At 61.2% G+C, this 24213-nt stretch carries 21 protein-coding genes; 12 read left to right on the top strand and 9 right to left on the bottom strand.

The genetic code is table 11. From position 1 onward, the window contains the following. Window positions 1-801 precede the first annotated feature (801 nt). The 7 genes from MESS4_RS31100 to MESS4_RS07025 all read right to left on the bottom strand — a co-directional run bounded on the left by MESS4_RS31100 (window position 802) and on the right by MESS4_RS07025 (window position 9437). On the bottom strand, window positions 802-1977 hold the full coding sequence (locus MESS4_RS31100) for a hypothetical protein (RefSeq protein WP_006328271.1): 1176 nt from the start codon (window positions 1975-1977) through the stop codon (window positions 802-804). Between the two features lie 917 nt (window positions 1978-2894). Continuing rightward, a complete protein-coding gene (locus MESS4_RS07050) occupies window positions 2895-3896 on the bottom strand; it encodes a DUF5681 domain-containing protein (protein ID WP_006328267.1) in 1002 nt (333 codons plus the stop codon). Beyond that, window positions 3886-4746 (bottom strand): site-specific DNA-methyltransferase, encoded by an 861-nt coding sequence (locus MESS4_RS07045; RefSeq protein ID WP_006328266.1) that lies wholly within the window; start codon window positions 4744-4746, stop codon window positions 3886-3888. Before MESS4_RS07045 ends, MESS4_RS07050 begins: the two co-directional genes overlap by 11 nt. Before the next feature lie 440 nt (window positions 4747-5186). Further along, a complete protein-coding gene (locus MESS4_RS07040; protein ID WP_157385518.1) occupies window positions 5187-6095 on the bottom strand; it encodes a formylglycine-generating enzyme family protein in 909 nt (302 codons plus the stop codon). Between the two features lie 77 nt (window positions 6096-6172). Beyond that, window positions 6173-7174, bottom strand: a complete 1002-nt coding sequence (locus MESS4_RS07035; protein ID WP_006328262.1) for an HAD family hydrolase — start codon at window positions 7172-7174, stop codon at window positions 6173-6175. Beyond that, on the bottom strand, window positions 7171-7725 hold the full coding sequence (locus MESS4_RS07030; protein ID WP_006328261.1) for a hypothetical protein: 555 nt from the start codon (window positions 7723-7725) through the stop codon (window positions 7171-7173). The genes MESS4_RS07035 and MESS4_RS07030 overlap by 4 nt, the downstream gene beginning before the upstream one ends. 74 nt (window positions 7726-7799) lie before the next feature. Continuing rightward, window positions 7800-9437: an arylsulfatase gene (locus MESS4_RS07025; protein ID WP_006328259.1), complete on the bottom strand. Its 1638-nt coding sequence runs from the start codon at window positions 9435-9437 to the stop codon at window positions 7800-7802. A gap of 531 nt (window positions 9438-9968) precedes the next feature. Here MESS4_RS07025 and MESS4_RS07020 point away from each other — a divergent pair. Together MESS4_RS07020 and MESS4_RS07015 are read left to right on the top strand one after the other, a co-directional pair. Beyond that, the gene (locus MESS4_RS07020; RefSeq protein ID WP_244441063.1) at window positions 9969-10826 is read left to right on the top strand and encodes a glycosyltransferase family 10; all 858 of its coding nucleotides are present in this window, start codon (window positions 9969-9971) and stop codon (window positions 10824-10826) included. A gap of 443 nt (window positions 10827-11269) precedes the next feature. Then, complete coding sequence (locus MESS4_RS07015; RefSeq protein WP_006328253.1) at window positions 11270-12292, top strand: LacI family DNA-binding transcriptional regulator; 1023 nt, start codon at window positions 11270-11272, stop codon at window positions 12290-12292. Here MESS4_RS07015 and MESS4_RS07010 read toward each other — a convergent pair. Together MESS4_RS07010 and MESS4_RS07005 are read right to left on the bottom strand one after the other, a co-directional pair. Further along, on the bottom strand, window positions 12280-13287 hold the full coding sequence (locus MESS4_RS07010) for an alpha/beta hydrolase (RefSeq protein ID WP_006328251.1): 1008 nt from the start codon (window positions 13285-13287) through the stop codon (window positions 12280-12282). The two genes, MESS4_RS07015 and MESS4_RS07010, sit on opposite strands and share 13 nt — an antisense overlap. Before the next feature lie 15 nt (window positions 13288-13302). Further along, window positions 13303-14451, bottom strand: coding sequence for a Gfo/Idh/MocA family oxidoreductase (locus MESS4_RS07005; RefSeq protein ID WP_006328249.1), 1149 nt, complete (start codon window positions 14449-14451; stop codon window positions 13303-13305). A gap of 173 nt (window positions 14452-14624) precedes the next feature. On the opposite strand from MESS4_RS07005, the gene MESS4_RS07000 reads away from it, so the two are divergent. From MESS4_RS07000 to ugpC, 10 genes are read left to right on the top strand one after another with little or no spacing between them, the layout of a single operon-like run. Then, window positions 14625-15971 carry an ABC transporter substrate-binding protein gene (locus MESS4_RS07000; protein WP_006328247.1) on the top strand — a complete coding sequence of 449 codons (1347 nt, stop codon included), beginning with the start codon at window positions 14625-14627 and terminating at the stop codon, window positions 15969-15971. Window positions 15972-15974: 3 nt separating this feature from the next. Then, complete coding sequence (locus MESS4_RS06995; RefSeq protein ID WP_006328245.1) at window positions 15975-16904, top strand: sugar ABC transporter permease; 930 nt, start codon at window positions 15975-15977, stop codon at window positions 16902-16904. Then, window positions 16901-17737: a carbohydrate ABC transporter permease gene (locus MESS4_RS06990; protein WP_006328244.1), complete on the top strand. Its 837-nt coding sequence runs from the start codon at window positions 16901-16903 to the stop codon at window positions 17735-17737. The genes MESS4_RS06995 and MESS4_RS06990 overlap by 4 nt, the downstream gene beginning before the upstream one ends. Before the next feature lie 4 nt (window positions 17738-17741). Then, the gene (locus MESS4_RS06985; RefSeq protein WP_006328243.1) at window positions 17742-18563 is read left to right on the top strand and encodes a sugar phosphate isomerase/epimerase; all 822 of its coding nucleotides are present in this window, start codon (window positions 17742-17744) and stop codon (window positions 18561-18563) included. Between the two features lie 3 nt (window positions 18564-18566). Further along, window positions 18567-19643: a Gfo/Idh/MocA family oxidoreductase gene (locus MESS4_RS06980; RefSeq protein ID WP_006328242.1), complete on the top strand. Its 1077-nt coding sequence runs from the start codon at window positions 18567-18569 to the stop codon at window positions 19641-19643. Further along, complete coding sequence (locus tag MESS4_RS06975) at window positions 19643-20461, top strand: sugar phosphate isomerase/epimerase (protein WP_006328241.1); 819 nt, start codon at window positions 19643-19645, stop codon at window positions 20459-20461. The genes MESS4_RS06980 and MESS4_RS06975 overlap by 1 nt, the downstream gene beginning before the upstream one ends. After that, window positions 20461-21294, top strand: coding sequence for an alpha/beta hydrolase (locus MESS4_RS06970; protein ID WP_006328240.1), 834 nt, complete (start codon window positions 20461-20463; stop codon window positions 21292-21294). The genes MESS4_RS06975 and MESS4_RS06970 overlap by 1 nt, the downstream gene beginning before the upstream one ends. Beyond that, the gene (locus MESS4_RS06965; RefSeq protein WP_006328239.1) at window positions 21291-22013 is read left to right on the top strand and encodes a ribulose-phosphate 3-epimerase; all 723 of its coding nucleotides are present in this window, start codon (window positions 21291-21293) and stop codon (window positions 22011-22013) included. The genes MESS4_RS06970 and MESS4_RS06965 overlap by 4 nt, the downstream gene beginning before the upstream one ends. Next, the gene (locus MESS4_RS06960; protein WP_006328237.1) at window positions 22013-23044 is read left to right on the top strand and encodes an ROK family protein; all 1032 of its coding nucleotides are present in this window, start codon (window positions 22013-22015) and stop codon (window positions 23042-23044) included. Before MESS4_RS06965 ends, MESS4_RS06960 begins: the two co-directional genes overlap by 1 nt. Beyond that, a complete protein-coding gene (gene ugpC, locus MESS4_RS06955; RefSeq protein WP_036240827.1) occupies window positions 23037-24128 on the top strand; it encodes a sn-glycerol-3-phosphate ABC transporter ATP-binding protein UgpC in 1092 nt (363 codons plus the stop codon). The genes MESS4_RS06960 and ugpC overlap by 8 nt, the downstream gene beginning before the upstream one ends. Window positions 24129-24213 lie beyond the last annotated feature (85 nt).

Below are 24213 nucleotides of genomic sequence, written 5' to 3'. Positions count from 1 at the left end.
GGTTTCCTCGAACCGCGCCGCATGGCCGAGAAGGCGCTGACCGCCGTCATCCAGGAGGCCTCTGTCTCTCCATGTTCTGTAGCCAGATAAACATTGTAGAGCGACTGCCAGATACCTCGAGAAAAAGTATCCAAGCCATAGGCGCTCGACTCAGGATCATGCCGATAAACGCTTGACATCGGACTCTTAGCTCCCCACCCTTAGGCCCAAACTATAATATTGATTAGCATAACGATCGAGAATTAAAAGTGGCAACCTCAAAGATTCTTGCAGTATGCTCAGCGATAGCAGTCTTTCTTGCATTAGTGACTTATAATTTAGTAGAATTTAATTCACGTGGCTGGCCGGTACTCAGATGCAGTAATTCAATTTTTAATAGAATTTACAACGACTCTGATGTCACTGTTACCAAGAGTAATAAATTTTTTCGGTCTTGGGATTCGATATCGGTTTTTCCCTTGGACGTTAAATATGATAGCGCTCTAGAACGGTTTGTATCCTCCTTTAACATGAATAATGATCAAGGTCATACCTATATCATATATAGAACTGAGAGCGGCGATTTTCTCCTTGTTGCAAATATTAAAGTAGAAATCGATGACAAGAATCCATACGGCACCAGAAGGGTATTTGAAGCATATTTCGACAAGTGTTCCAATCTAATAGGCGACCCTTTGATTACGGTCGATGGTTAAACAACGATCAGAAGATGCGTAAAAAATTTAAAAAACGGCAGGTTCGAGCTGCTGCACAATTAGTGTTGTAGAGTAAGAATACTTGGCCGATTTTAATCTCGCTAGATTAGCCGATTCCGATGCGCCAAGTAGGCATTTTTTTTACGGCGCCTCCTACGTGAGCGGGCCGCGGCAGACGGTAAGTTGGCGGAAACTCTCGACTACCCTTGAGGGCATAGTAGGTATCGTGGGTGCAAATTTGGTTTCGTATTAATGGCCAGACCTCGCCCATCAAGAATGCTTGGTCTGCGTAACGATTATCATGATACTTTGTCTCTGCTAGCAATCGCGCCTGAATATTGGGGAGGATCCCTGCCGCGCCGCCCCACATCCCCGCAAGGACAAGCTCCATGTGATAGATGTGATCCCGCATAGCGTGGAAAGGCAAGCCGGTGCGTAGCCATTCTTCGACCGCAATCAATTCTTGGCAGTTCAGCCGCGAATCCGTATCCCTACAGATAAACCAGTCCACGTCCGGGTCGTCGGAGACCAAGAAACGCCACATCGGCCGGATCTTTCCGAAAGCGGGATCGCTAAAGCGAACAATCTGTGCTCCAGCCCTTTGCAACTCTTCGACCGCATCCATTGGGACTGAATTGTCGACATAGAATCGTGCCGTCCAACCGTAGTAGATGTGCGGCGCGATTCGCGCATTGACAATTGCGCCGTGAACATAGACCGGGTCGTCTCCCCACAAGGAGAAAGCGATGACGTTCCGCCGCGGGGTCTTTGGGTCGAATTGTCGCTTGGGAGGGGCGAGCTTCACATCGCGCCACGGCGAATTAGCGAACTTTTCAACTGCCCATCTGTCTTTTGCCTCAAGATTTATGGACCCCTCGGCCCGGGCGGCATCGACTCGTCCCGCTTTAAACAAAGAGACGACCAAGGTGTTACGAGTTTCGATCTCGTTCCGAATACTCAGAGACTTACGAAGCGCTTCAATTGCCTCACCGTAATGACCGCTATCCTTCAAAAACACACCGTAGAGACTCCAACCGTCAGCAAATAAAGGATGAAGGCCCAGGAGGTGTTGGTAGGCTAGCTTTGCCGCTTCATGTTGGCCTGCCTCTTTCAGGCAAGTAGCGCGGTACAATATTGCACTTCTGTCCTCCGGAGCCGCTTGCTCGGCAGCCAGGAACGCTTGGGCTGCAGCGGCGAACAATGCCGAACGCCTCATGCTATGGCCAAGGTTCATTGCCTTTTGGTATCTGCTGAGTCGGAGCAGCTTCTTAGGTTCAGACATCGGCAGGCCTCTTTCGGCTTGCGAGCATCAAATCCATGCGAGCGCAAGCCATCGTATAATCCCGGTTGCCCACGGCCTAGGTTGCCCAGCTACAGTTTCGATCAACGCTCGTCGCTTCACTCGATCTCTATCCGCTCCTGAAAAACGGCTGCGAGATCGGCCAGATGATGTGAATATTTGGTCTCTCGCGTCGGGCCAAAGACGCCTCTGCTTGCCCTCCGTGGACGCGAGCGCTCGCACATGTTCCGTACAACCCGATTACCCTGCCTACTTATCCGCCTTACGATGCCAATCAAGCAACGGGCATACAAAAGAAAAGTATAAGTGTTGCAAAAATGCCAGGATAAAGTCTGATACTAATTAACCTTGCGGAGAGAAATTCCAGAACAATAGAGGGTGACTACATCCGGGATCACGCTGAACACTGCCTAGAACTCGACGCTTTTTGTGTAAAAGCGCCCGTCCCCAAAAATCTAAGGAGTGGGGCGTCCTGCCGGTCGCCATGCACAACACCAAGGTTGCGCGTTTCTAAACCATGAAATTTCTCGTCTTTTTTGGGCTGCAGCAATCATTGCCACACTGCCCTCAGCGACCCACTCGGTAACATATCTGTAGTGGATCGTTAAGGTCTCATGCAAAGCAGTTACGAAAAGTATTCGATTTGTTTGTAAGATACTTCTAATTTATGTGGCTACTCATTGTAGGCGTGCGTCGGCCTCCCATGGAACGGCTGGTCGCATGCCGACCGTCGGCTTCGGGCCATTACATGCAATTCGAAGCAGCCCGTCGCCTTTGCTGGGCACGCCGATGAACACGCGTAGCTCCACTGAGTAGCTCCACTGAAAAGTGGCCGTGCTGGTGTTGCTTGTCGGGCAGTTTTGTTCGGAGGCCATGTCCCGATTTTCAAAGTCCCCTGCTCAATGCAGCCCTCTCTCATCCATGAAGTTCAGTGCTGCCTCATTGAACTCGCCTCGCGCCATTGCATCGAGGTCAAGATTTCCGGTCTCCACCTCATCTCGAAGCGCAGCCATATCCTCGAACCATTTTTTGACCACCTTGAGGTCTGGCGACAGGTAGCCGCGCGGACGCGGACGACCGACCTTGCGCCAAGCGGTGAACAACAGCTTGAGTAGGGTTCGCTTTGACGTGCCCTCGTACTTGAACTGCTTGCGAATCCACTCCAACTCCGAAAGCCGTAAGCGAGGTGGGATGCACTTCTCGAGAAGCATCGCCAGAACCATTGCCGTCCCTGGGTCGTTGAACGGCGTTCCGTCCACCCTGAAACTCGATCGCTGATCAAGTGCGTCCTGCATGACGAGTATCTCACGCAGCTGTAACGTTCTCTCAAGTTCCTGCTGCTCGTCTTCATCAAGCGGGCCGAGGAATTTAGGCCCGGTTTCCGAGTCAATTACGATATCATCTGGGTGCGGTAGGATTCTTGGTTCTGGTTCACCTCGCTGCTTCGCGCCTGCAAGTTCAGCAGTCGTTAGGGCCTTGTACCTTTCCCAAATTTCATTGCGCTGTCGAATTTCTCGTGCATGGGCTTCGTCGGCAGTTCTGAACAAGTCCATCGCAAGGCCCTGCGACCGAGCGTTACCTTTGAGCGCATTGAGGATCACAGTCTGAACGATCGCCTCGCGGGCTGGAATTTCAGTTGCTTTACCTCCCTCCCGCACGGCGATCATCTTGTTGGCGCCTTTCAGTGCGGCGCTCAGCATCGGCTGTTCCGCCATCGACAAGTCAGGAGCTGCTTTTCGCGGCCGCCCTGCCGAGTTGCCGGACCGCCCCTTCACGAATCGCGTGCTCATGGGCGGCTTTCCATAGCCGACGCCAAAAATGACCTGCCGTTTGATATCATCATGGATGTCCCCACTTGGTTCCGAAGCCTTCTTACCTGTGCCTCTCTTCTCAGCGGCCATTGGAGCGCTTCCGGTCCGAGACCTGACCATTGCGGCCTGCGGCCGCAACGCACCGCATTTCTGCAACGGCTTCGAATGCAATCTCACCGTCTGCCAAAATTGCTCGCTTGCCGGTGTAGTTTTGCCAGCGCGTGATGATGGTGTCGCAATAGGCGGGATCATATTCGATGAGTCTGGCCCGCCGTCCGCAGCTCTCCGCAGCAATCAGAGTGCTGCCGGATCCACCAAACAGGTCGAGCACGGTCTCATTGCGGCGCGAACAGTCCTTGATCGCGTCGGCAACCAGCGCGACCGGTTTCACTGTCGGATGCATGGAAAGTTCATCCAGGCGATTGGCGCCGAGGCTGCTGATGCCGGCATAGTCCCACACGTTGGTGCGGTATCTGCCCGTCTCACCAAGACCAAAGCTATTAGTGTGAGGGGCAGTACCAACCTTGAAGACGAAGACCAACTCGTGCTTGGAGCGGTAGAAGCTGCCCATGCCGCCGTTCGACTTGTTCCAGACGCACAGGTTTTTTAGTTCGGTGAACGCCACCTCCCCTGCATCCTGAAGCTCTCGCATATGGCGCCAGTCCATACTAACGAAAGCGATGGCGCCGTCCTTGGCGACGCGGGAGGCATTTGAGAGCGTCACGGTGAGGAACTTGGTAAATTCGGCGCGGCTCATCTCGCCGGAAGCGAATGCAAACTCACGATGCCGAACTGAACCAAGACCGCCAACATTGCCATCGATGGCAACGTTGTAGGGAGGGTCCGTGAATATCAGGTCGGCTGTCTCACCATTCGTGAGCAGAGCAACATCGTCTGCCGATCGGGCATCGCCGCAGAGCAGGCGATGGCGGCCAAGCAACCAGACATCGCCCAGCTTCGAAACGGGTTCGACGGGAGGGTTCGGAATGAGATCAGCGGCATCATTCGCGGCTGCCGATGCCTCTCTAGCCTGGTCCAGCGTCAGGTCGATTTCCGCGAGCGAGAAGCCGGTTAGCGCAACGTCGAACTCAATGTCGATCAGTGCCTGAAGCTCAATCGCCAGGGCCGCGAATATTCACGCAAACCTGGTCGATATTCCCTGATGCCTCGCGCAGGGAATTCCCCTCTAAGTAGCTGAAATCGCTGCACGATATTGACGATCTGCCCGGCCAAAGCGCGGCATTTCGCGCAAATACCCTGTTTTTTTGCCTGTTATCAGGGGATATCAAACGGAGACTGGTTCGCCAGCGACTGCTCGGTTCACCACTCGGTCACGGTAAACATGGCTCGCGCCAGCTGGCTCGAAATTGGGTCGACATGTCACGTTCTGCGTGCAATGCAGCGGAAACCTAAATGGCACGTCGACGTATCGATCGGCTGCGCCATTCGGGCGGCCGGGCGGTAGCGCCGGCAATAGTTGGGCGCGCAAAGATGCGATCCGCCTTTCATCACCTTGCGCGGGATTCTGATCTGCGGCTGCCGTGGATCGAGGCTGTCCTCCCGTTTGGCACCGCGGGGGTTGTCAACCGTGCAGCACGGGCTGTCGATCTTGCCGTGTTCCTGGTACCAGTCCGTGGTCCACTGCCAGACATTGCCAGCCATGTCGTAGAGGCCGTAGCCGTTGGCGGCAAAGGAGGCGACGGGTGACGTCCCCTCGTAGCCGTCCTCGCAGAGATTCTGCCATGGGAACTCGCCTTGCCAGGTATTGGCCATGTGTCGGCCATCGGGCGCCATTTCATCGCCCCAGACAAATTCGGCCGCGTCGAGCCCGCCACGCGCCGCGAATTCCCACTCAGCCTCGGTGGGCAATTCCTTGCCCGCCCACGATGCGTAGGCTTCGGCATCCTCAAAGTTCACATGCACAACCGGATGGTCGGCCAGCCGCTTGATCGAACTCGCCGGCCCACGCGGATGGCGCCAATTGGCGCCGCGCACGTAGACCCACCAATTGTAGTGATCGCGAAGATCGACACGCTGTTTGGCCTTGCTGAACACCACGGACGATGGCGCCAGCATGTCCGGCTTCGCTCCGGGATAATCGTCGGGATTTACGGGACGTTCGGCCGAGGTGACGTAACCAGTTGCGCCGACGAAGCGAGCGAACTCGCGGTTGGTGACGGTGCAGACGTCCATCCAGAAGCCGCCCACTGTCACCCTATGCGCCGACGCCTCTTCGGGATAGTGCTTGTCCGATCCCATGAGGAATGTACCGCCAGGAATCCAGACCATGTTCAGGAATGGCTCTTCGACCTGTGTAGATTGAGCCTGGCGTTTCACAACTCGACTCATCGTCTTGCTCCGAATCCTTACTTCTCGAAGGCGAACACCCGGTTCCAATCCTTCTTCATATCGACAACCGTCCAACCAGAATCGGCTGCGGCGTCGAGACCCTTGTCCAGACGGCCGATGCTCGACTGCCGGTCGTAGGCCCATTCCCGCTCCGCGTCTGTATGATGGACGTAGAGGCAGAAGCGCGGGCCGGGTCCGGCGCAGGTCCATTGCAGCATCTGCAGATCGCCGTCGGAATTGCCGAACGCCGCGATGGGTCGCCGCCCAATATGCTTTTGGATGGCCACCGGCTTGCCCGCCTTGTCGTCAATGAAATCAACTTCCGGCAGCTTGTTGAGAACCAGCTGGTCCCCTTTCATTTCGAATTTCATTTTGCCGCTGCTTCCGATCACCTGCTCGGGGGGAATGCCGTAAACCTGCTCGCTGAATACTCGCACGAACTCGATGCCGCCGCCCGAGGCTATGAATGTCTTGAAACCGTTGGCGCGCAAATAGTCCAGCAGCTCCAACATTGGCTGATAGGTCATCTCCGTGTAGGGTTTGCCTGTCTTCGGATGTTTTGCGCTCGCAAACCAGTCGCGGACGATCTGTTCGAACTCGTCGGTCGTCATGCCCGAATGCGCGGCCATCACGATCTCTAGGATCGCGTGTTCTCCGCCAGCTAGCGCCGCTTTCACATCGCCCTTCAACAGCGAGGCAAAGGGCTCCTGCGTGTTCCATTCGGGATGTTGGGGAGCGAGCGCCTTGACCCGGTCGAGCGCGAACTGAAGCTGAAAATACATAGGCTGTTCGCCCCACAGCGTCCCGTCATTGTCGAACACCGCGATGCGTTCGGGGACAGGCACGAAATCCGCCGACCCTTCCTTGGTCACGCTTTCGACGAACCGCACGATGGATTGCTTCGCCTCGCCTTCGTTCCATGACGCGAGTACTTCCGCGCCTTGCGCGGAAGGCGCAATCGCCATCAACAGAAAGAGGGGCAGCAAATAGCGGCTGGCGGCGCGAGCGAGAACGGTCATGGCTTGACACCTTTGCTTTCTGAAATTTGAGCGGGACGGTGTTCGAACAGCAGCGTCCAAAGCCTGCCTTCCCCAAGCGCGACGTTGACTTCCCTGGACGCCAGGTAGGGGATCAATATCAGCAGCATGATCAGGCTTGTCGCCAATGTTTGCGGCAGCTTGTCGCCGCCGAATTCAGCGCGCGAAGCGGCGATCGTTCGCCCTTGAACCAGCCCGACGACGACCTCCTCGACGACCGAGAGAACGAGAAGCAGGATCAGATAGAGTAGGGCCTTGTAGGCTATGACGTAGACGATCCTGCTTCGACGCCGGTCGCCCAATCGGATCATGTGCCCGAGCATTATGAACTTCGCCAGGATCAGTGCCTTGATGGCCGCCAGCCCTGATGGCAGATAGCTGATGCTCTCCTCGCCAAGGATCGCTACCTTGTAGAGAATGAGCGCACCAAAGCAGACGAATAGATACAAGGACAGCAGCGCGTACTCGCGCAGCTCGTTCTTTGCCCTCTGAGCAATGGTCTCGGTCGAAGGATTGTTGTTCGCGACTGCCATCGACCTGCTTCCGAGTTAGCTTGGAGGCCGCGCCTGCCGATAGTGCGCGAGCGCGGCCTATTCAGGGCGAAGACTCAGTTTCTGGGGCCCTCCTGCAGTTTCGCCAGGACCTGGTCGAGCGAGAAGCTGCCGGGCCTCTGCCGCGGCGGGAACTCGACATAGGTCTGCAAGTGCTTGGCGACATAAGCCTGCGCCGGCACGAGCGCGAAGGCGTGCTCGACACGCCATCTGTCATATTCCCCGGCGTCCGTCATCGCCCGTTCGAACGGGTCACCCTTGATGTCGATGAGCTTCGGGAACCGCAGTGGAATCAGCGGGTTCTCCCACACGGCAAGCCCCTCCGCGCGCTGCTCGAGGAACACCATCTTCCAGCGTTCGTAACGCAGGCCGGCGAGGTTGCCGTCATCGGTCCAGTAGAAGTATTCGTTGCGCTTGCCTTCACCTTCGCCGGCCAACACGTCGCGTTGGTTGTAGCCATCCAGATGCACTTTGAAGCTCTTGCCAGCGGCATCATACCCGGTCAGCAGTTTTTCCACGACGTTTGGTTCGCCCGCGGCGGCGACCAGCGTCGGCACGAAGTCTTCATGTGACGTTATGTGGTTGATTTCGGTTCCGGGCTTGATGACGCCCGGCCAGCGCATCATGCACGGCACGCGGTAGCCACCTTCCCAGTTTGTGTTCTTCTCGCCTTTGAAGGGCGTAGTGCCGCCGTCCGGCCACGAGAAAACCTCCGCGCCGTTGTCGGTCGTCCAAAGGACGATGGTGTTGTCGGCGATGCCGAGGTCATCGAGCTTGCCCAGAAGCTGGCCGACCATGCCATCCATCTCCACACAGGCGTCCGCATAGATGCCCAAGCCGGTTTTGCCCTTCGAGGCCGCCTTGAGAAAGGTATAGATGTGGGTGCGGGTCGAGTTAAACCAGCAGAAGAACGGCTTCCCGTCGGCGTTCGAGCGGTCGATGAAGTTGAGCGCGCTGCCGAGGAACTCTTCGTCGACGGTTTCCATGCGCTTCTTCGTCAGCGGACCGGTGTCCTCGATCTCTTGTTTGCCCACCCGCCCGAAGCGCGGATCCTCGGTAGGATCGTCGGTTGCACTGGCCTTGCATTTCATCACGCCGCGTGGGCCGAACTTGGCCTTGAACTCGGGGTTCTTCGGGTAGTCGGGATGCTCCGGCTCATCCTCGGCATTGAGGTGATAGAGATTGCCGAAGAATTCATCGAAGCCGTGAACGGTGGGCAGATGCTCGTTGCGGTCGCCGAGATGGTTCTTGCCGAATTGCCCGGTAACATAGCCCTGCGGCTTGAGCAGTTCCGCAAGTGTCGGGTCCTTCTCCGACAGCCCTTCCTTGGCACCCGGCAGGCCTACCTTCAGCAGGCCGGTGCGGAAGCAGGATTGGCCGGTAATGAATGCGGCGCGCCCGGCTGTGCAGGACTGTTGGGCATAGTGGTCGGTGAAGATCGCCCCCTCGCTGGCGATACGATCGATGTTCGGCGTGCGGTAGCCCATCATGCCCCGGTTGTAGGCGCTGAGGTTCCAATACCCGACGTCATCGCCGAAAATGACAAGGATGTTGGGTTTTGCACCGGCTGCTTGAGCTTTCGCGCTCGTGGCTATTCCGGATGCGACAGCTGAAATGGCGAGCACAGATCCTCCGGTCAGCAAAATGTCGCGCCGGTTCGGTTGTCGGTCTCGATTCGCTTGATTGTCACTCATCTGACGTCCTCCTTTGATTGTACCGCTTTTCCAAGACCGAGTTTCCGGATTCCCTGGCGAGAAAAAACATGCTCCGCGTTTATCGATGAGACGAAACTCGTGGCAGGACGGTTCAGACATGCCCTCGACAAAATCGTCCTTCGTGAGGTTTGCCTATTGCCGCTCGGGGCGGAAGGTAATTAACGGTAACCTACCGGCAGAATCCGCTCGGCCAGCGCGAGGATCGGTCCTTGACGTGAGTCCGGCTTTCCTCAATGAGCCAAGGAAGAACTCCACGTTCTGCGAACGGGCAAACCGCATCGAGACCTCTTGCTGCGTGTTCTTCACCAATCCGGCACGTTTTTTCGAGCCAGGCGCGTTCACACCGAGCGTCCGTGTCATATCCGCCGTTGCGAAAATCGCAGCCGCTCAGAGTCAGCTAGTTCGTTGAAGCGGCGGACCAACGACGCGCCGGAGGCCTGTTGGATAGGCATTTGCTTTCAGGGCAGGCAGGTATAGGACTTTACCGTGCTGAGGTGCCCCTTGCTTTCCATGCCTTCAAAAGACCCGCTCATCCTTTTTTATACGACATTCTTCAGCAAGCCCGTCGACATCGCGTCCATTCGTTGTGACCTTCCGGGGCAGTGGACCCTGGACAAGCGCCGGATTGCCGAGGCGGCGGCGGTCGTCTTCCACATTCCGAATTTCCGCGAGATCGGCGACGCCTGGAAATATCCCGGCCAGTTTTGGATAGCCTGGTCGATGGAGAGCCGGTCAAACTACAAGCGGATCGCCGAACCGAAGACCATGCGGCACTTCGACTTCACGATGACGCATGAGCGCAGCTCCGATATCTGGGCGCCTTACCTGCCACGCGCTTCCTGGTGGGAGGAGATTCGAGCAACGCCGATCGTGGCGAAGACGGAAGCGGCCCCGGCCGTACTCTTCCAATCGGCTCGCTTGAACTATAGCGGGCGCGTCGACTTCGTGCAGGAGCTTTCCCACCACATCAAGATCGATTCCTATGGCCGGCACCTTCGCAACCGAACGATAGAAGGCCCCGATCTTGGCAGGAAAACGAAGATCGACACCGTCTCGCGCTACAAGTTCTGCCTCGCCTTGGAGAACTCCAGCGAGACAGACTATGTCACGGAAAAGCTCTTCGATGCATTGAAGGCCGGTTCGGTACCGGTCTATCTCGGCGCCCCGAATGTCGACGAATTCGCGCCGGCAGGCTCCTACATCGACGCGGCGGATTTCAGCAGCCCTGCCGACCTGGCGGCGTATCTGCGGCATCTGATCGATACGCCGGACGCCTACGAGGCCTATTTCGCCTGGCGGTCAAGCCGTTGCCTGACGGTCTTGCTAGGCGCCTGCAAGAACTGGAATCGCCCGCCTTCTGCCGGCTGATGACATTCGTGCAGCAGCGCCTGGAAGATCATCCAAACCGGCCTGCAGGGCGGCCCCGACTTCCCTTAGGTCCCAGGTCTTACATCGGCACACGGCTGCGCAAATGGAAGAAGAAGGTCCCAAGCTGAGGGCAGAGAGCCTATGCGACAAGTCGAAGCTATGGTTGACCCGCTCAGCCATGGTCTCGACGAGGCCGGCGCTGAGCAGCTTCTTCATCTTGCTGAATTCCTCCCGGCATTGCGCCTCTCGGAAGTGAATACGGCTTGCGTTTTTCGCGTCAATTAATAAATTTACGCGTGGAATAATTTACCGATACGCGTTGAAACTGGCAAACTTGTCTGTAAAATTCCACCTTGCAGTTGCACACCGGCGCGCCGTATGTAGGACCCGGGGCAGCGCCAGGGAACAACCAGGAATTGGATGTCCGTGACGCGAGGGGACCAATGCCGATGACGCACAAGACGATGGAGGATTTCGCCCGCTCCTGCGGCGTCTCCAGGCCGACACTGTCGAAATTTTTCGACGATCCGACCAGCGTCAAGCCGGCAACGCGAAAGCGCATCGAGGAGGCGCTGCGCTCGTCCGACTACCAGCCCAATCTGTTCGCGCGCAACCTCAACCGCAAACGCACCCGCAGCATCGGCATCGTGGTGCCGACCGTCGCCGATCCCTTCTATTCCGAGATGGTCAGCCGCATCGAGCTCAGGCTGCGCGACGAGGGCTATTGGCCGATCGTGATCTCCTCGCACGGTTCGCGCGAGCTCGAGGTGGAAGCGACGCGAACCATCCTGTCGCTGAAGGTTTCCGGCGCGCTGATCGCGCCGCTCGGCCTGCGCTCGGATCACCGAACGCTGGAGAAGCTGACGCAGGCCATGCCAATCGTCTATTTCGACACCTTTCTTGAAGGCGGCACACCATTCGTCGGCAACAACAACAGCCAGAGCGTCTCGACGATCGTCGAGTATCTCTGCCGCTCCGGCGACGCGCCAGTCTATTTCGACATACCGCATGTCAACCACAACTCGCCGGAACGACTGAGCAGCTATGTCGCCACCATGCAGCGGCTTGGCCATGAGCCTGTCATCATCGGCAACACCCGCGACTACACCTGGGATTTCGAACGGATCGGCTACGAGCAGATGGAAAAGATGCTCGGCAATGGCGGCCTGCCGGGCAAGACCATCCTGTGCGCCAACGACCGTCTCGCCTTCGGCGTGATGGCGGCCGCTTTCTCGCAGGGCCGCAAGGTCGGCCGCAAGGGCGACTGCGACCTGCGCGTGGCGGCGCATGACGACCATCCGCTGAGCCGCTACACCTGCCCTGCCCTCACCACCATGGCGCAGGACTTCACCGCGATGGCCGGCCGCAGCGTCGAGACGCTGCTTGCCTTGCTGGACAATGCCGACGAGCCGGTTGCCGCCAAGGTCAGCCTCGACGCGACGCTGGTGATGCGTCAGTCGGCCTGAGGGTTTTCAAAGGCAGGATCGAAGCCGCGCCATGCGGCTACAGCAGCAGCAACCGCCTGCCGTGCCGCTGGGCCATGGCGACCCATCGACACGAAACCATGGATCTGACCCGGCCACCGCCGCAGTATGACCGTTACGCCGTCATCTTGCAGACGTTTCGCGTAAGCCTCGCCTTCATCGGCCAGGATGTCGTGCCCGGCAATTGCAAGGAAGGCCGGCGGTGCTCCGGCAAGGCTGACCACCTTCAACGGCGAGACGCGCCAGTCGTCGATGTCGCCGACGCTGCTTATGTAATGATCGCGGAACCAGGCCATGGTGGCCGCGGTGAGGCCAAAACCATCGGCAAAGCGGCGATAGCTGTCCGCCGTCTGTGAGGCATCGGTGTTGGGATAGAACAGCAATTGCGCCGTCGGTGGGTTCTTGCTCCCGCGCGCCATCAAGCAAAGCACGGTGGCCAGATTGCCGCCAGCGCTGTCGCCGGCGATGGCGATCCGCTTGGCGTCGATGCCCAGATCACCAGCGTCGCTTTGCATGAAGGAAAGCACGGCACGGCAATCCTCGATAGCCGCCGGGAATTTGTGCTCCGGCGCCAGCCGGTAGGCGGGCGAGACGACAATGCAGGCCGCCATGTTGGCAAACCAGCGGCAGATCTCGTCGTGGGACTCCAGATTGCCGATCACCCAGCCGCCGCCATGCAAATAGAGCAGCGCGGGAGCATCTATCGCTGGCGCGTCGTGCCCGCGATAGATCCTGAGCGTCAGCGGGCCGCCCGGCTCGGCGATAGTGCGCTCGCTCAGCGAAGCGACCGGCTCGCGCTCGCCTTGCAGTTCGGGAGAGCTCAGCGCATAGGCGCGGCGCGCCTCTTCGGGCGTGCCGGCCTCGAATGGCCGGGCGGCTGCCTGCCGGCCGAGGTCGAGCACGTGCTGGGCTTCCGGGTCGAGCAAGGACACTTCCGGTGTCGTCGGGCCGGTGTCGTCGGGGGGCGACGTCGTCATGGACGGACCTCCCTCTCACGCAAGCAGGCTCGCCGCCTCGTCTTCGCCAAGCAGCGGCGGTTGATCGACCGTACCATTGACGGCGACGGGTTCGCGGCTTTCTCCCGAAGCCAGGATCGCCTCCATGATCTCCAGCACATGCAGCGCAAGATCGCCAGACGCGCGCGGCTTCCTGCCCGTGGCCAGCGCCCGCGCAAGGTCGGCAACACCGAGCATGCGGTAGTTGGCGCGGTCGGGCGCGGCGAAGGGCCAGTTGCGCGCGCCATAGAGCTCAGCTTCGCTGGGAAAGTCAGCCCAGTCGGCGCCGCGCTCCGAAAGCGAGACGGTGCCGCCGAACGTGTCGGGGTCGGGCAGGCGCAGCGAGCCTTCCGTGCCGTGCAACTCGATCGGGTGGTTGGAGTGTTTGAAGACGTCCCACGAGGCGCCGAAGGTGACGGTGGCGCCCGAGCGGAACTCGAGCAGCGACAGGATGTTGGTCGGCGTACCGACTTTGAAGCTGGTGTTCCTGAAGGGACCTTCGGCGGTGATCAGACGCTCTTCCTGGCCACGCGTCGCCATGGCCATCACCCGCGCCACCGGACCAAGCAGGTTGACCAGTATTGTCAGGTAGTACGGCCCCATGTCGAAAACCGGGCCGCCGCCCGGCTGGTAGTAGAATTGCGGATTGGGATGCCAGTGCTCCATGCCGCGCCCCATCATGAAGGCAGTGCCGGTCATCGGCTGGCCGAGCGCGCCCTCATCCACAAGGCGGCGGGCCTGGCGTCCAGCAGCGCCGAGGAAAGTATCCGGAGCCGAGCCAAGCAGCAGCCCGCGTTTCGCCGCCTCGGCGACGAGGCGCCGGCCAGCGGCGGCCGAGGTCGCCAGCGGCTTTTCGGTGAAGACATGCTTGCCCGCCGAAAGCGCCGAAAACGAAATGTCGAAATGCGCCGCCGGAATGGTCAGGTTGAGCACAAGGTCGATCTCCGGATCGGCCAGCAGCGCATCGACGCTGGCGGCGCGGATGCCGTATTCCTTGGCGCGGAGCGCGGCCATGTCGGTCGAAATGTCGGCGCAGGCGCGCAGCTCTACTCCACCGAACAGTGCGGCATTGCGCAAATAAGTCATCGAGATGTTGCCGCATCCGACAACGCCGATACCGAGTTTAGCTACTGATTTTCCGTGCATTTTCGAATTCACCTCCCAACGCCGCAATGTCCTGTCCGACCTATTGCACCGGCAACGGATCACAGTCGGAAGCCGCTATACAATATTTTAAATCTTGACGCGCGTAAAATTTTTATGGAACATGCGGAAATGCTGGCGCAACATCGGGAGGCTGCCAGCCCAAGGAGGAGAAAATGACTGACATGAAAAAAGGGCCGGTCTCCGGCTCGAAACCTGTCGCGCATGTGACCATCGCCGACCGCCGGCAGTTTCTCATTGGCAGCGCCGGGCTGCTGGGGGCGGCGACGCTCGGCCTCGGCACCGGACTGGGCGTTCGCCGGGCGCGCGCCCAGTCGCGCGCCGAAATCAGCTTTGCAAGTGCTGCCTTCTTCGGCAAGGAGACCTTCGGCGACCTGATCAAGGCCTTCAACGAATCGCAGGACCGCGTTCTGGTCAAGAATATCGAACTGCCGCCGCCGAGCTCCTCGACGGAGGTCTATCAGGGTCTCGTCCAGCAGCTCGCCCGCCGCACCGGCACGCCCGACGTCTTCAGCCAGGACGTGATCTGGATCGCCGGCTTTGCCGCCGCCGGCTGGGCGCTGCCGCTCGATGAGTATTTTCCGGAGGACAAGCGCAGCGCCTACTTCACCGGCACCCTCAACGCCTGTACCTATGGTGGCAAGCTGACCGCCCTTCCCTGGTTCATGGATTCGGGCATGTTCTATTACCGCAAGGACGTGCTGGAGAAGCATGGCGGCAAGGTGCCGGACAACTGGGCCGACATGGCGACCATCGCCGCCGCCGCGCAGAAGGCCGGCGATGTCGATTTCGGTTATCTCTGGCAGGGCAAGCAGGCCGAGGTTCTGGTCTGCGACGCGGTCGAGATCATCACCTCCAACAATGGCGCGATCCTGGCGCCCGACGGCAAGTCGTCGCTGATCAACCAGAAGGAGGCCGTCGAAGCGATCCAGTTCCTTCACGACACCATCAACAAGACCAAGATCAGCCCGCAGGACGTGCTGTCCTGGGACGAGGAACCGTCGCGCCAGCCCTTCACTTCGGGCAAGGCGATGTTCATGCGCAACTGGTCCTACGTCTATCCGATCGCCCAGGACGCCAAGGCCTCCCAGGTGGTCGACAAGGTCGGCGTCGCGCCATTGCCGGCCTTCCCCGGCGGCAAGAGCGCGGCCACCCTCGGCGGCTACCAGCTTGGCGTCAACGCCAACTCCAAGCAGCGCGAAGCCGCGATCGAGTTGCTGACCTGGCTGTCTTCGACCGAAACGCAGCAGCGCATCGCCTTGAACTTCGGCCTCGCGCCGACGCGCTCCGCGCTGTTCCAGGACGAGAAGATCAAGACGGAACAGCCGTTCATGGCGAGCCTCGAGAAAGTGTTCACCGGCGCAACGGCGCGGCCGATCACGCCCGAATACGCGAAAGTGACACTTGCCTTGCAGTCCGGCATCTCCAAGGCGCTGGTGTCGGGCAACGTCCAGGCCGAGATGGACGCGCTCGCCGACCAGATCAACAAGATCGTCGGCTAACCAATGTCCGCGGCCGCCACTGTTTCTGGCATTGGCCGGCCGCGGCTTGGCAAGGCGCTTCCGGGTGCGCTCTGGGCCTTGCTACTGCTGACGCCGGCCTTCGTGTCGCTGGCGTCGGTTTCCTTCTACCCGATCGTCAACGGGCTCTATCTCTCGCTCACCAACACCTCGCTGATCACCCAGGAGAACGAATTCTCGGGCTTCGCCAACTATGTGCAGCTCTGGGGCGACGCCCAGTTCTGGAATGCCTGGTGGCACACAATGTGGTTCACCGCCGCATCGACGATATTGGAGACGGTGATCGGGCTCGGCATGGCGCTCATCCTGTGCGAGGCCTTCAAGGGACGCGGCCTGGTGCGCGCCGCCATGCTGGTTCCCTGGGCGATGCCCACCGTCGTTACCTCCAAGATGTTCGGCTGGCTGTTCGACGGCCAGAACGGCATCATCAATTACATTCTGCTGCATGCCGGACTGATCGACCAGAACATCAACTGGTATGGCTCTCCCGACACCGCTATGACCACCATCATCATCGCCGACGTCTGGAAGACCACGCCCTTCATGGCGCTGCTGCTATTGACCGGGCTGCAGACGGTGCCCAATTCGCTGATCGAGGCGGCGCGCATGGACGGCGCCAAGGGCTGGATCACTTTCTGGCACATCCGGCTGCCGCTCTTGATGCCGACCTTGCTGATCGCCGGCCTGTTCCGCGCGCTCGACGCGTTCCGCGTCTTCGACCTCGTCTATGTGCTGACCGGCGGCGGTCCGGCCGATTCGACCGAGACGCTGTCGACGCTGTCCTACAAGGTGCTCTTCTCGACGCTGCAATTCGGCTATGGCTCGGCCGTTTCGACGGCCATGTTCGTCACCGAAGGCATCATCGCACTGATCTTCTGCCTCTATCTCATCAGGCAGATCCGGAGGGCGCAATGAACGACACGCGCTCACCGCTGCAGACCATCGTCATCTATCTCGGCGCGCTGCTGATTCTCGTCTGGTCGGGCGGCCCGTTCATCTGGCAGTTCTCGACATCGTTCCAGCTCGACAAGGCGCTGACCTCGGGCTCGCCGTCGCTGATCCCCGACCCTTTCACGCTCGAGCACTATTACAACGCCTTCGTCGAGAAAGAGCTTCACCGCTATGTCTGGAACTCGATGGTGGTCTCGCTGGCAACGACGTTCCTGTGCCTCTTCGTCGGGTCGCTCGCCGCCTTCGCGCTGTCCAGGCTCAACGTCAAGGGCCGCTTCGGCATATTGATGGTCATCCTTTCGGTATCGATGTTCCCGCAGATCGCGCTGGTCGGGCCGCTCTATCTGGTCGCCACCAATCTCGGCCTGCTCGATACCTACACGGCGTTGATCATCACCTATCTGGCGCTCGGCCTGCCGCTCGTTACCTGGGTGCTGTTCGGCTATTTCGAGACGCTGCCGCGCGAGATCGACGAGGCGGCGCGCATGGACGGCGTCAGCATTCCCGGCCTGCTCTGGCACATCATCCTGCCGATGTCGCTGCCGAGCCTAGTGACCACAGGCCTGCTCGCCTTCATCACCGCCTGGAACGAGTTTCTGTTCGCGCTCGCCTTCACCTCCAACATCGATCGCCAGACGATCCCCGTCGGCATCGCCAACTTCACCAATCTCTATTACGTGCCCTGGGGCGATATCGCCGCGGCGTCGGCGGTCGTCACCGTTCCCTTGATCGTGCTGGTGCTGTTCTTCCAGCGCCACATTATCGAGGGGCTGACGCAGGGCGGCGTCAAGGAATGAAAGGATGACCGTGAAAGACCTGAAAGTCGGCTGCCAGACCTTTACCTGGGAAATGCTCGGAGACCGTTTTGCCGGCGGTCCGGACGACCTGCTCAAGGCGATCGCCGACGGCGGCTATGCCGGCATCGAGATCACCGACACGATGATCGGCCGCTATGCCGGCAAGCCGGCGGAGTTCGCCACCGCGCTGCAGGCGTCCGGGCTGAAGCTCGTCTCTTTCGCCTTCGGCTCGAAGAGCGGTTTTACGCTCAAGGAGAAGATCGGCGCCGACCTTGAGGTCGTCAAGCGCTGGATCGACTTCGCCGCCACCTTTCCAGGCGCATTGGTGTCGATGGGGTCGGCGACCGTAATGTCCGACGGGCCGCGCGACGACAAATTCGCCGTCGCCGCCGAGGTCTACAACAAAGCCGGCGAACTCGGACGCAAGGCGGGCGTTCAGGTCGCGGTGCATCCGAGTTCGCACCACAACACTTTGCTCTTCGACCGCGCCGACTACGACCGGATTTTCGGACTGCTCGACCCGTCTCTGGTCGGCTGGGTGCCCGACACCGGCCACATCTTGCGCGGCCACGCGGACATGGCGGACACGCTCACCACCTACCGCGACCGCATCCGCTATGTGCATCTGAAGGACGTCGATGCCGGCGGCACCTGGGCAATGCTCGGCAAGGGTGTCTGCGACACGGCAAAGGTGATCGAGATCGCCAGTGCCGCACCCAGCTTCAACGGCTGGCTGGTGCTGGAGGAGGAATCCGAGACCGCCGCCGCCGATCCGGCCGCCGCGGTCAAGACCAACCGTCAGACAATGCGCGGCTACGGGGCGTAGATCATGATCCGCAAGCAAGACCGTCGCCTTCGTGTCGGTGTGCTCGGCTGCGGGCCGATCGCGCAGTTCGCCCATCTGGAATCCTGCGTGAAGGCGGCCAATGCCGACCTCTATGCGATCTGCGACGCCGCACCCGATCTGCTCGCCCGCATGGGCGCGACCTACGAGCCGGAAAAGATGTATGCCGACTACGACGAGATGCTCGCCGATCCGCAACTGGAGGCAGTGATCGTCGCCACCTCGGACGCCTATCACGTGCCGATGTCGATCAAGGCGCTCGAAGCCGGCAAGCATGTTCTGTGCGAAAAGCCGATCGGCGTCTCGGTGGAGGAAGGCGAGAAGCTCGCGGCAGCGGCCAGGCGCTCGGGCAAGGTGCTGCAGGTCGGCCACATGAAGCGCTTCGACCCTGCACTCGAAGCGGCGCGCGATTTCGTCCGCGACGAGATGGGCGAGATCCTGGCGCTGAAGGCCTGGTACTGCGATTCCACCCACCGCTACACCAACACCGACGCGGTTCAGCCGCTGCCCGTCACCAGCAAGCTGGCGAGGAAGCCGGCCGGCAATCCGAAGGCTGATCTCAGGCAATATTTCATGCTCGCGCACGGCTCGCATCTCGTCGACACGGCGCGCTTCCTGTGCGGCGAGATCACCGCTGTACGCGCGCGCCTCAATGAGCGGTTCGGCGCCTATTGCTGGTTCGTCGAAACCGAATTCGCCAATGGCGCACTTGGCCATCTCGACCTCACCGTGGCCGTCCGCATGGACTGGCACGAGGGTTTTCAACTCTATGGCCAGAACGGCTCGGTGATCGCCAAGACCTTCAATCCCTGGTATTTCCGGGCGAGCGAGGTCGACATCTTCCATGAGAAGGATGCGACCTCGCGCAGGCCGCTCGGTGCGGACGGGCATTTCTTCAGGCGCCAGATCGAAGGCCTCGCCGAGACAGTCCTTGATGGCAAGCCAATGCGCGGCGCCAACGTCGAGGACGGCCTTGCCTCGATCCGCGCCATGGTGGCGGTCGCGCGTTCGGTCGAGAGCGGCGAGCGCGTCGAGATCGCCAGCGTGGCGGGAGCGGTCTGATGCAGGTCGGGGTATTCGCCAAGACCTTTCCGGGCAGCGAGCCGGCCGGCGTGCTGGCGGCGGTGCGCGACGCCGGATTTGCGATCACCCAGTTCAACCTTGCCTGCGTCGGCCTGCCGTCGATGCCGGATGCGGTGCCGGACGATGCCATACGCGCCATCGCTGCCGCGTCCGATAGTTCCGGCGTCGCTCTGGTTGCGCTGTCGGGCACCTACAACATGGCCCATCCGGACAGAGCGGTGCGCGACGACGGCCTGCGCCGGCTTGGCGTGGTCATCGACGCCGCAGCAGCGCTTTCCATTCCGCTCGTCACGCTCTGCACGGGAACGCGCAACGAAGACGACCAGTGGGCGCACCACCCCGACAATGCCGATCCCTCGGCATGGGCCGACATGGCAAGCGAGATGGAAAAGGCGCTTGATCTCGCCGAACGTCACGGTGTCGACCTCGGCATCGAGCCCGAACAGGCCAACATCGTCACCTCAGCCGGGGACGCGATGCGCCTCATTGCCGAGATGGGCTCGAAGCGGCTGCGCATCGTGCTCGATCCGGCCAACCTGTTCGAGCAGGCGAGCACAGAACAAGCACGCGCCATCGTCGCCGCCGCGGTCGAACGCACGGCCGGCCATGTCGCCATGGCGCACGCCAAGGATCGCTTCGCCGACGGCCGTTTCGCCACCGCCGGCCGTGGCGTCGTCGACTTTCCGGATTTCGTCGCCAGCCTCAAGGCGTCAGGCTTTGACGGACCGCTGGTGACGCACGGACTTTCGGCCGAAGAAGCGCCCGGGGTTGCCCGTTTCCTGAAAGGGCTAGTGTGATGGCACGCCCGACCACCTTGCTCCGCGATGACGCCACGCTGCGGGTTTCCGACGCCGGCGATGGACTGGCTGTCGTGTTCCAGCACGGTTTGGGCGGCAGCGAGGCGCAGGTCGCCCAGGCCTTCCCCACCGGCGCCGGCCTGCGGCGCCTCACGCTGGAATGCCGCGGGCACGGTGCCTCAGGGCTCGGCGGTCGCCGACCGTTTTCCCTGAGCATGTTCGCCGACGATGTTCTGGCAGCCGCCGATCAAGCCGGCCTCGACCGTTTCGTTGCCGGCGGCATTTCAATGGGCGCCGCGATCGCCTTGCGCCTCGCCTGCCGCCATCCGGACCGCGTTGCCGGCCTGCTGCTCGTGCGTCCAGCCTGGATTTTCGGCAGTGCGCCCGTGAACATGCGGCCGAACGCCGAGGTCGCCGGCCTGATCCTCGACCAAGGCCCCGACAAGGCAAGAACGATCTTCGCGCAGTCGCAGACGGCCGCGCGCCTCAAGCGCCAGGCGCCGGACAACCTCGCTTCGCTGCTGGGTTTTTTCGACCGGCCGGATGCCGCGCCATTCGCGCAGATCCTGGCCGACATCTCCGCCGACGGGCCAGGAGTCTCAGAAAGTGACGTCGCTAGCCTTGGCGTTCCGACGCTGGTCGTCGGCAACGCGGTGGATGCGGTGCATCCCTTGTCGGTCGCCCACAAATTAGCCGCCGCCATTCCTGGCGCGACCTTTGCCGAAATCCCTGCCAAGGCGCTCGACAGCACCAGGCATTTCGCCGAGCTCCAGTCCGAGATCACCGACTTCCTTCACGCCCACGCCAATTTCCGGAGCCTCATTCCGTCATGACGACCAAATCCCTGTCCGGTCCTGCCGCCATCGCCGCCTTGCCGCGCAACCGGCTGCTCGGCGAGTTTTCCCTGTGGTCGGCGGACCTCGCCAATATGGAGCGCGACCTGAAGCGCATCGACGCTTATGTCGATCTGCATCACATCGACGTCGCCGATGCCCGTTTCACCCCCGGCTTCCTGTTCTTTCCCGATCTGGTGGCGCGGATCTCCAGGCTGACGACAAGGCCGATCCATGTCCACCTGATGGTCGAAGCCGAGATCGTCGAGGAACAGACGCGCCAGTTCATCGAGGCCGGCGCCGACCTGATCAGCGTTCACGCCGAAAACGGCGAGGCTGGCCTGCGCGCCGTGCGGCTGGCGCATGCGCTTGGCGCCGAGGCCGGCGTCGTGCTCAGGCTGGAGACGCCGGTCGCGGCGGTCACCCCATTCCTGTCGCAAGTGGCTTTCGTGACGCTGCTCGGCACCTCCATCGGCGTCAAGGGTCAGAGCCTGTCCGAGCAGGCCTGCGACCGCCTGATCGAGGCGCGGGCGCTGATGAAGAAGGCAGGCCGCGAAGCCGACATCATCCTGGCCGCCGATGGCGGCATCCGCCACGAAACGGTGCCGCGCCTGCGCGCCGCCGGAGCAGAGACGGTGGTGCTGGGATCGCTGGCTTTCGGCGACCCCGACCTTGCGCAGCGCATGGCCTGGCTGCATGGGCTGAAGGTCGCCGCCTGATGACAAAACTCGCGCTTGCCTTCGATCTCGGCGGCACGGAGCTGCGTGGCGCGCTGGTCGAGCGCGGCGGCGGCGTTGCCGCCCGCGTTTCGGCGCCGACACTGGCGGGCGCGGGATCGGAGGCGGTGATCGGCCAGATTATTACCCTGGCTGGAACCCTGCTGGCGGAGCACCCGCAGGCAAAGGTCGCCGGCATCGGCATGTGCGCGCCGGGACCACTCGATCCCAAAGCGGGGATCGTCATCGGGCCGCCGACGCTGGCCGGCTGGCACGATGTGCCGTTGATCGACATTCTCAGCCGGCAATTCGGTCTGCCGGTGCGGCTGGAGAACGACGCCAATGCGGCGGCTCTCGGCGAATGGCGTTTCGGCGCCGGTCGTGGCAGCGGCTCGCTGGTCTTCGTCACCGTGTCGACCGGCATTGGCGGCGGCGTGGTTGCCGACGGCCATATCTATCACGGCCGGCGCGGGCTGGCGGCCGAGATCGGCCACATGACCATCACCGGCGAGGGCGACCGCTGTTTCTGCGGCGCCGTCGGCTGCTTCGAGGCCGTCGCCTCCGGCACAGCGCTCGGACGCCGCGCCACGCGGCTGACGGCGACGGGCGACGGCTCACTGCTCAGGCGCCTTTCCGGCGATGGCGACGTCTCGGCCAGGCACGTCGTCGAGGCCGCGCGTGCCGGTGATCACAGGGCGCTCGAACTGATCGACGCCGAGGCGAAGTGGCTCGGCGTCGGCTTCACCAACCTGCTTCACCTCTATTCGCCGGACCTGATCGTCATGGGCGGCGGCCTCGCCAACGGCTTCGATCTCCTGGCGCGAGGCATCAGGGCCACCGTCGAGCAGCGGGCGATGCCGGCCTATCGCGACGTGCCGATCGTTCAGGCACAACTCGGCGACCGGGCCGGGCTGATCGGCGCGGCAAGCCTTATCCTGTGGGAGGGCGAACCGGGCGCGCCGCTGGCCATCGCGCAGGACGAAGACAATGGCGCGAGCAAGCGTGCCGATGCCAGGGAGGCAAGCCATGGCTGAACTCAAGCTGCGCGGCGCGCGCAAATCCTACGGATCGGTCGAGATCATCAAGGGGATCGATCTCGACGTCGAGGACCGCGAGTTCGTGGTCTTTGTCGGCCCATCCGGCTGCGGCAAGTCCACTCTGCTGCGCATGATCGCCGGGCTGGAAAAGATCAGCGCAGGCGACCTTCTGATCGATGGCGTGCGCGCCAACGACATCGATCCGTCGGAGCGTGGGCTGGCCATGGTGTTCCAGTCCTACGCGCTCTATCCGCACATGAGCGTGGCCGAGAATATGGGCTTTGCGCTGAAGATCGCCGGCGTATCCGCCGCCGAAAAGGAGCGCAAGGTGAAGGAGGCCGCCGATGTGCTGCAGCTTTCGCATCTGCTTGACCGGCGGCCAAAGGCGCTGTCTGGGGGCCAGCGCCAGCGTGTCGCCATCGGCCGCGCCATCGTGCGCAATCCCAAAGTGTTCCTGTTCGACGAGCCGCTGTCCAATCTCGACGCTGCGTTGCGTGTAAGCATGCGGCTGGAGCTAATGCGGCTGCACGAGCAGCTCGCGGCAACGATGATCTACGTCACCCACGATCAGATCGAGGCCATGACCATGGCCGACAAGATCGTCGTGCTGAACAACGGCTCGATCGAGCAGGTCGGCTCGCCGCTCGATCTCTATAACAAGCCGGCAAACATCTTCGTCGCCGGCTTCATCGGGTCGCCGAAGATGAACCTTTTGCAGCTGAAAGTGGCTTCGGTCGGACCCGAAGGCGTCTCCGTGACCTTGCCGGGCGGCCAGACGCTGACCGTGCCGGCCGAAGCGGGCACGGTCAAGGCCGGCGACGAACTGCTGCTTGGCATGCGGCCGGAGCATCTGCGCATCTCAGCCGATGGCCGCTTCAAGGGACAAGCCGCGCTGGCCGAGCGGCTGGGCGGTCTGACCATCCTGCATGTCGAGATCACGCCCGACATCACGCTGGTGGTACAGGCCGAAGGCGGCGACACCACGCCGTTGCACAGCCCGATCGCCCTAGACATCGCTCCATCGGTTTGCCACCTGTTTCGCATGGATGGACCGGCGCTCGCGCCTTTGCGTTCTGTGTGAGCGGCCGAAAGTGCAGCGGCGCGGAATGAAGCCGTTCTGTCGCGATCCTTCACACCCCCCTCTGTCCTGCCGGACATCTCCCCGC

The sequence above is a fragment of the Mesorhizobium sp. STM 4661 genome (genome assembly GCF_000359125.1).
Lineage (GTDB): Bacteria > Pseudomonadota > Alphaproteobacteria > Rhizobiales > Rhizobiaceae > Mesorhizobium.
This window is presented reverse-complemented; position numbering and strand designations above follow the sequence as displayed.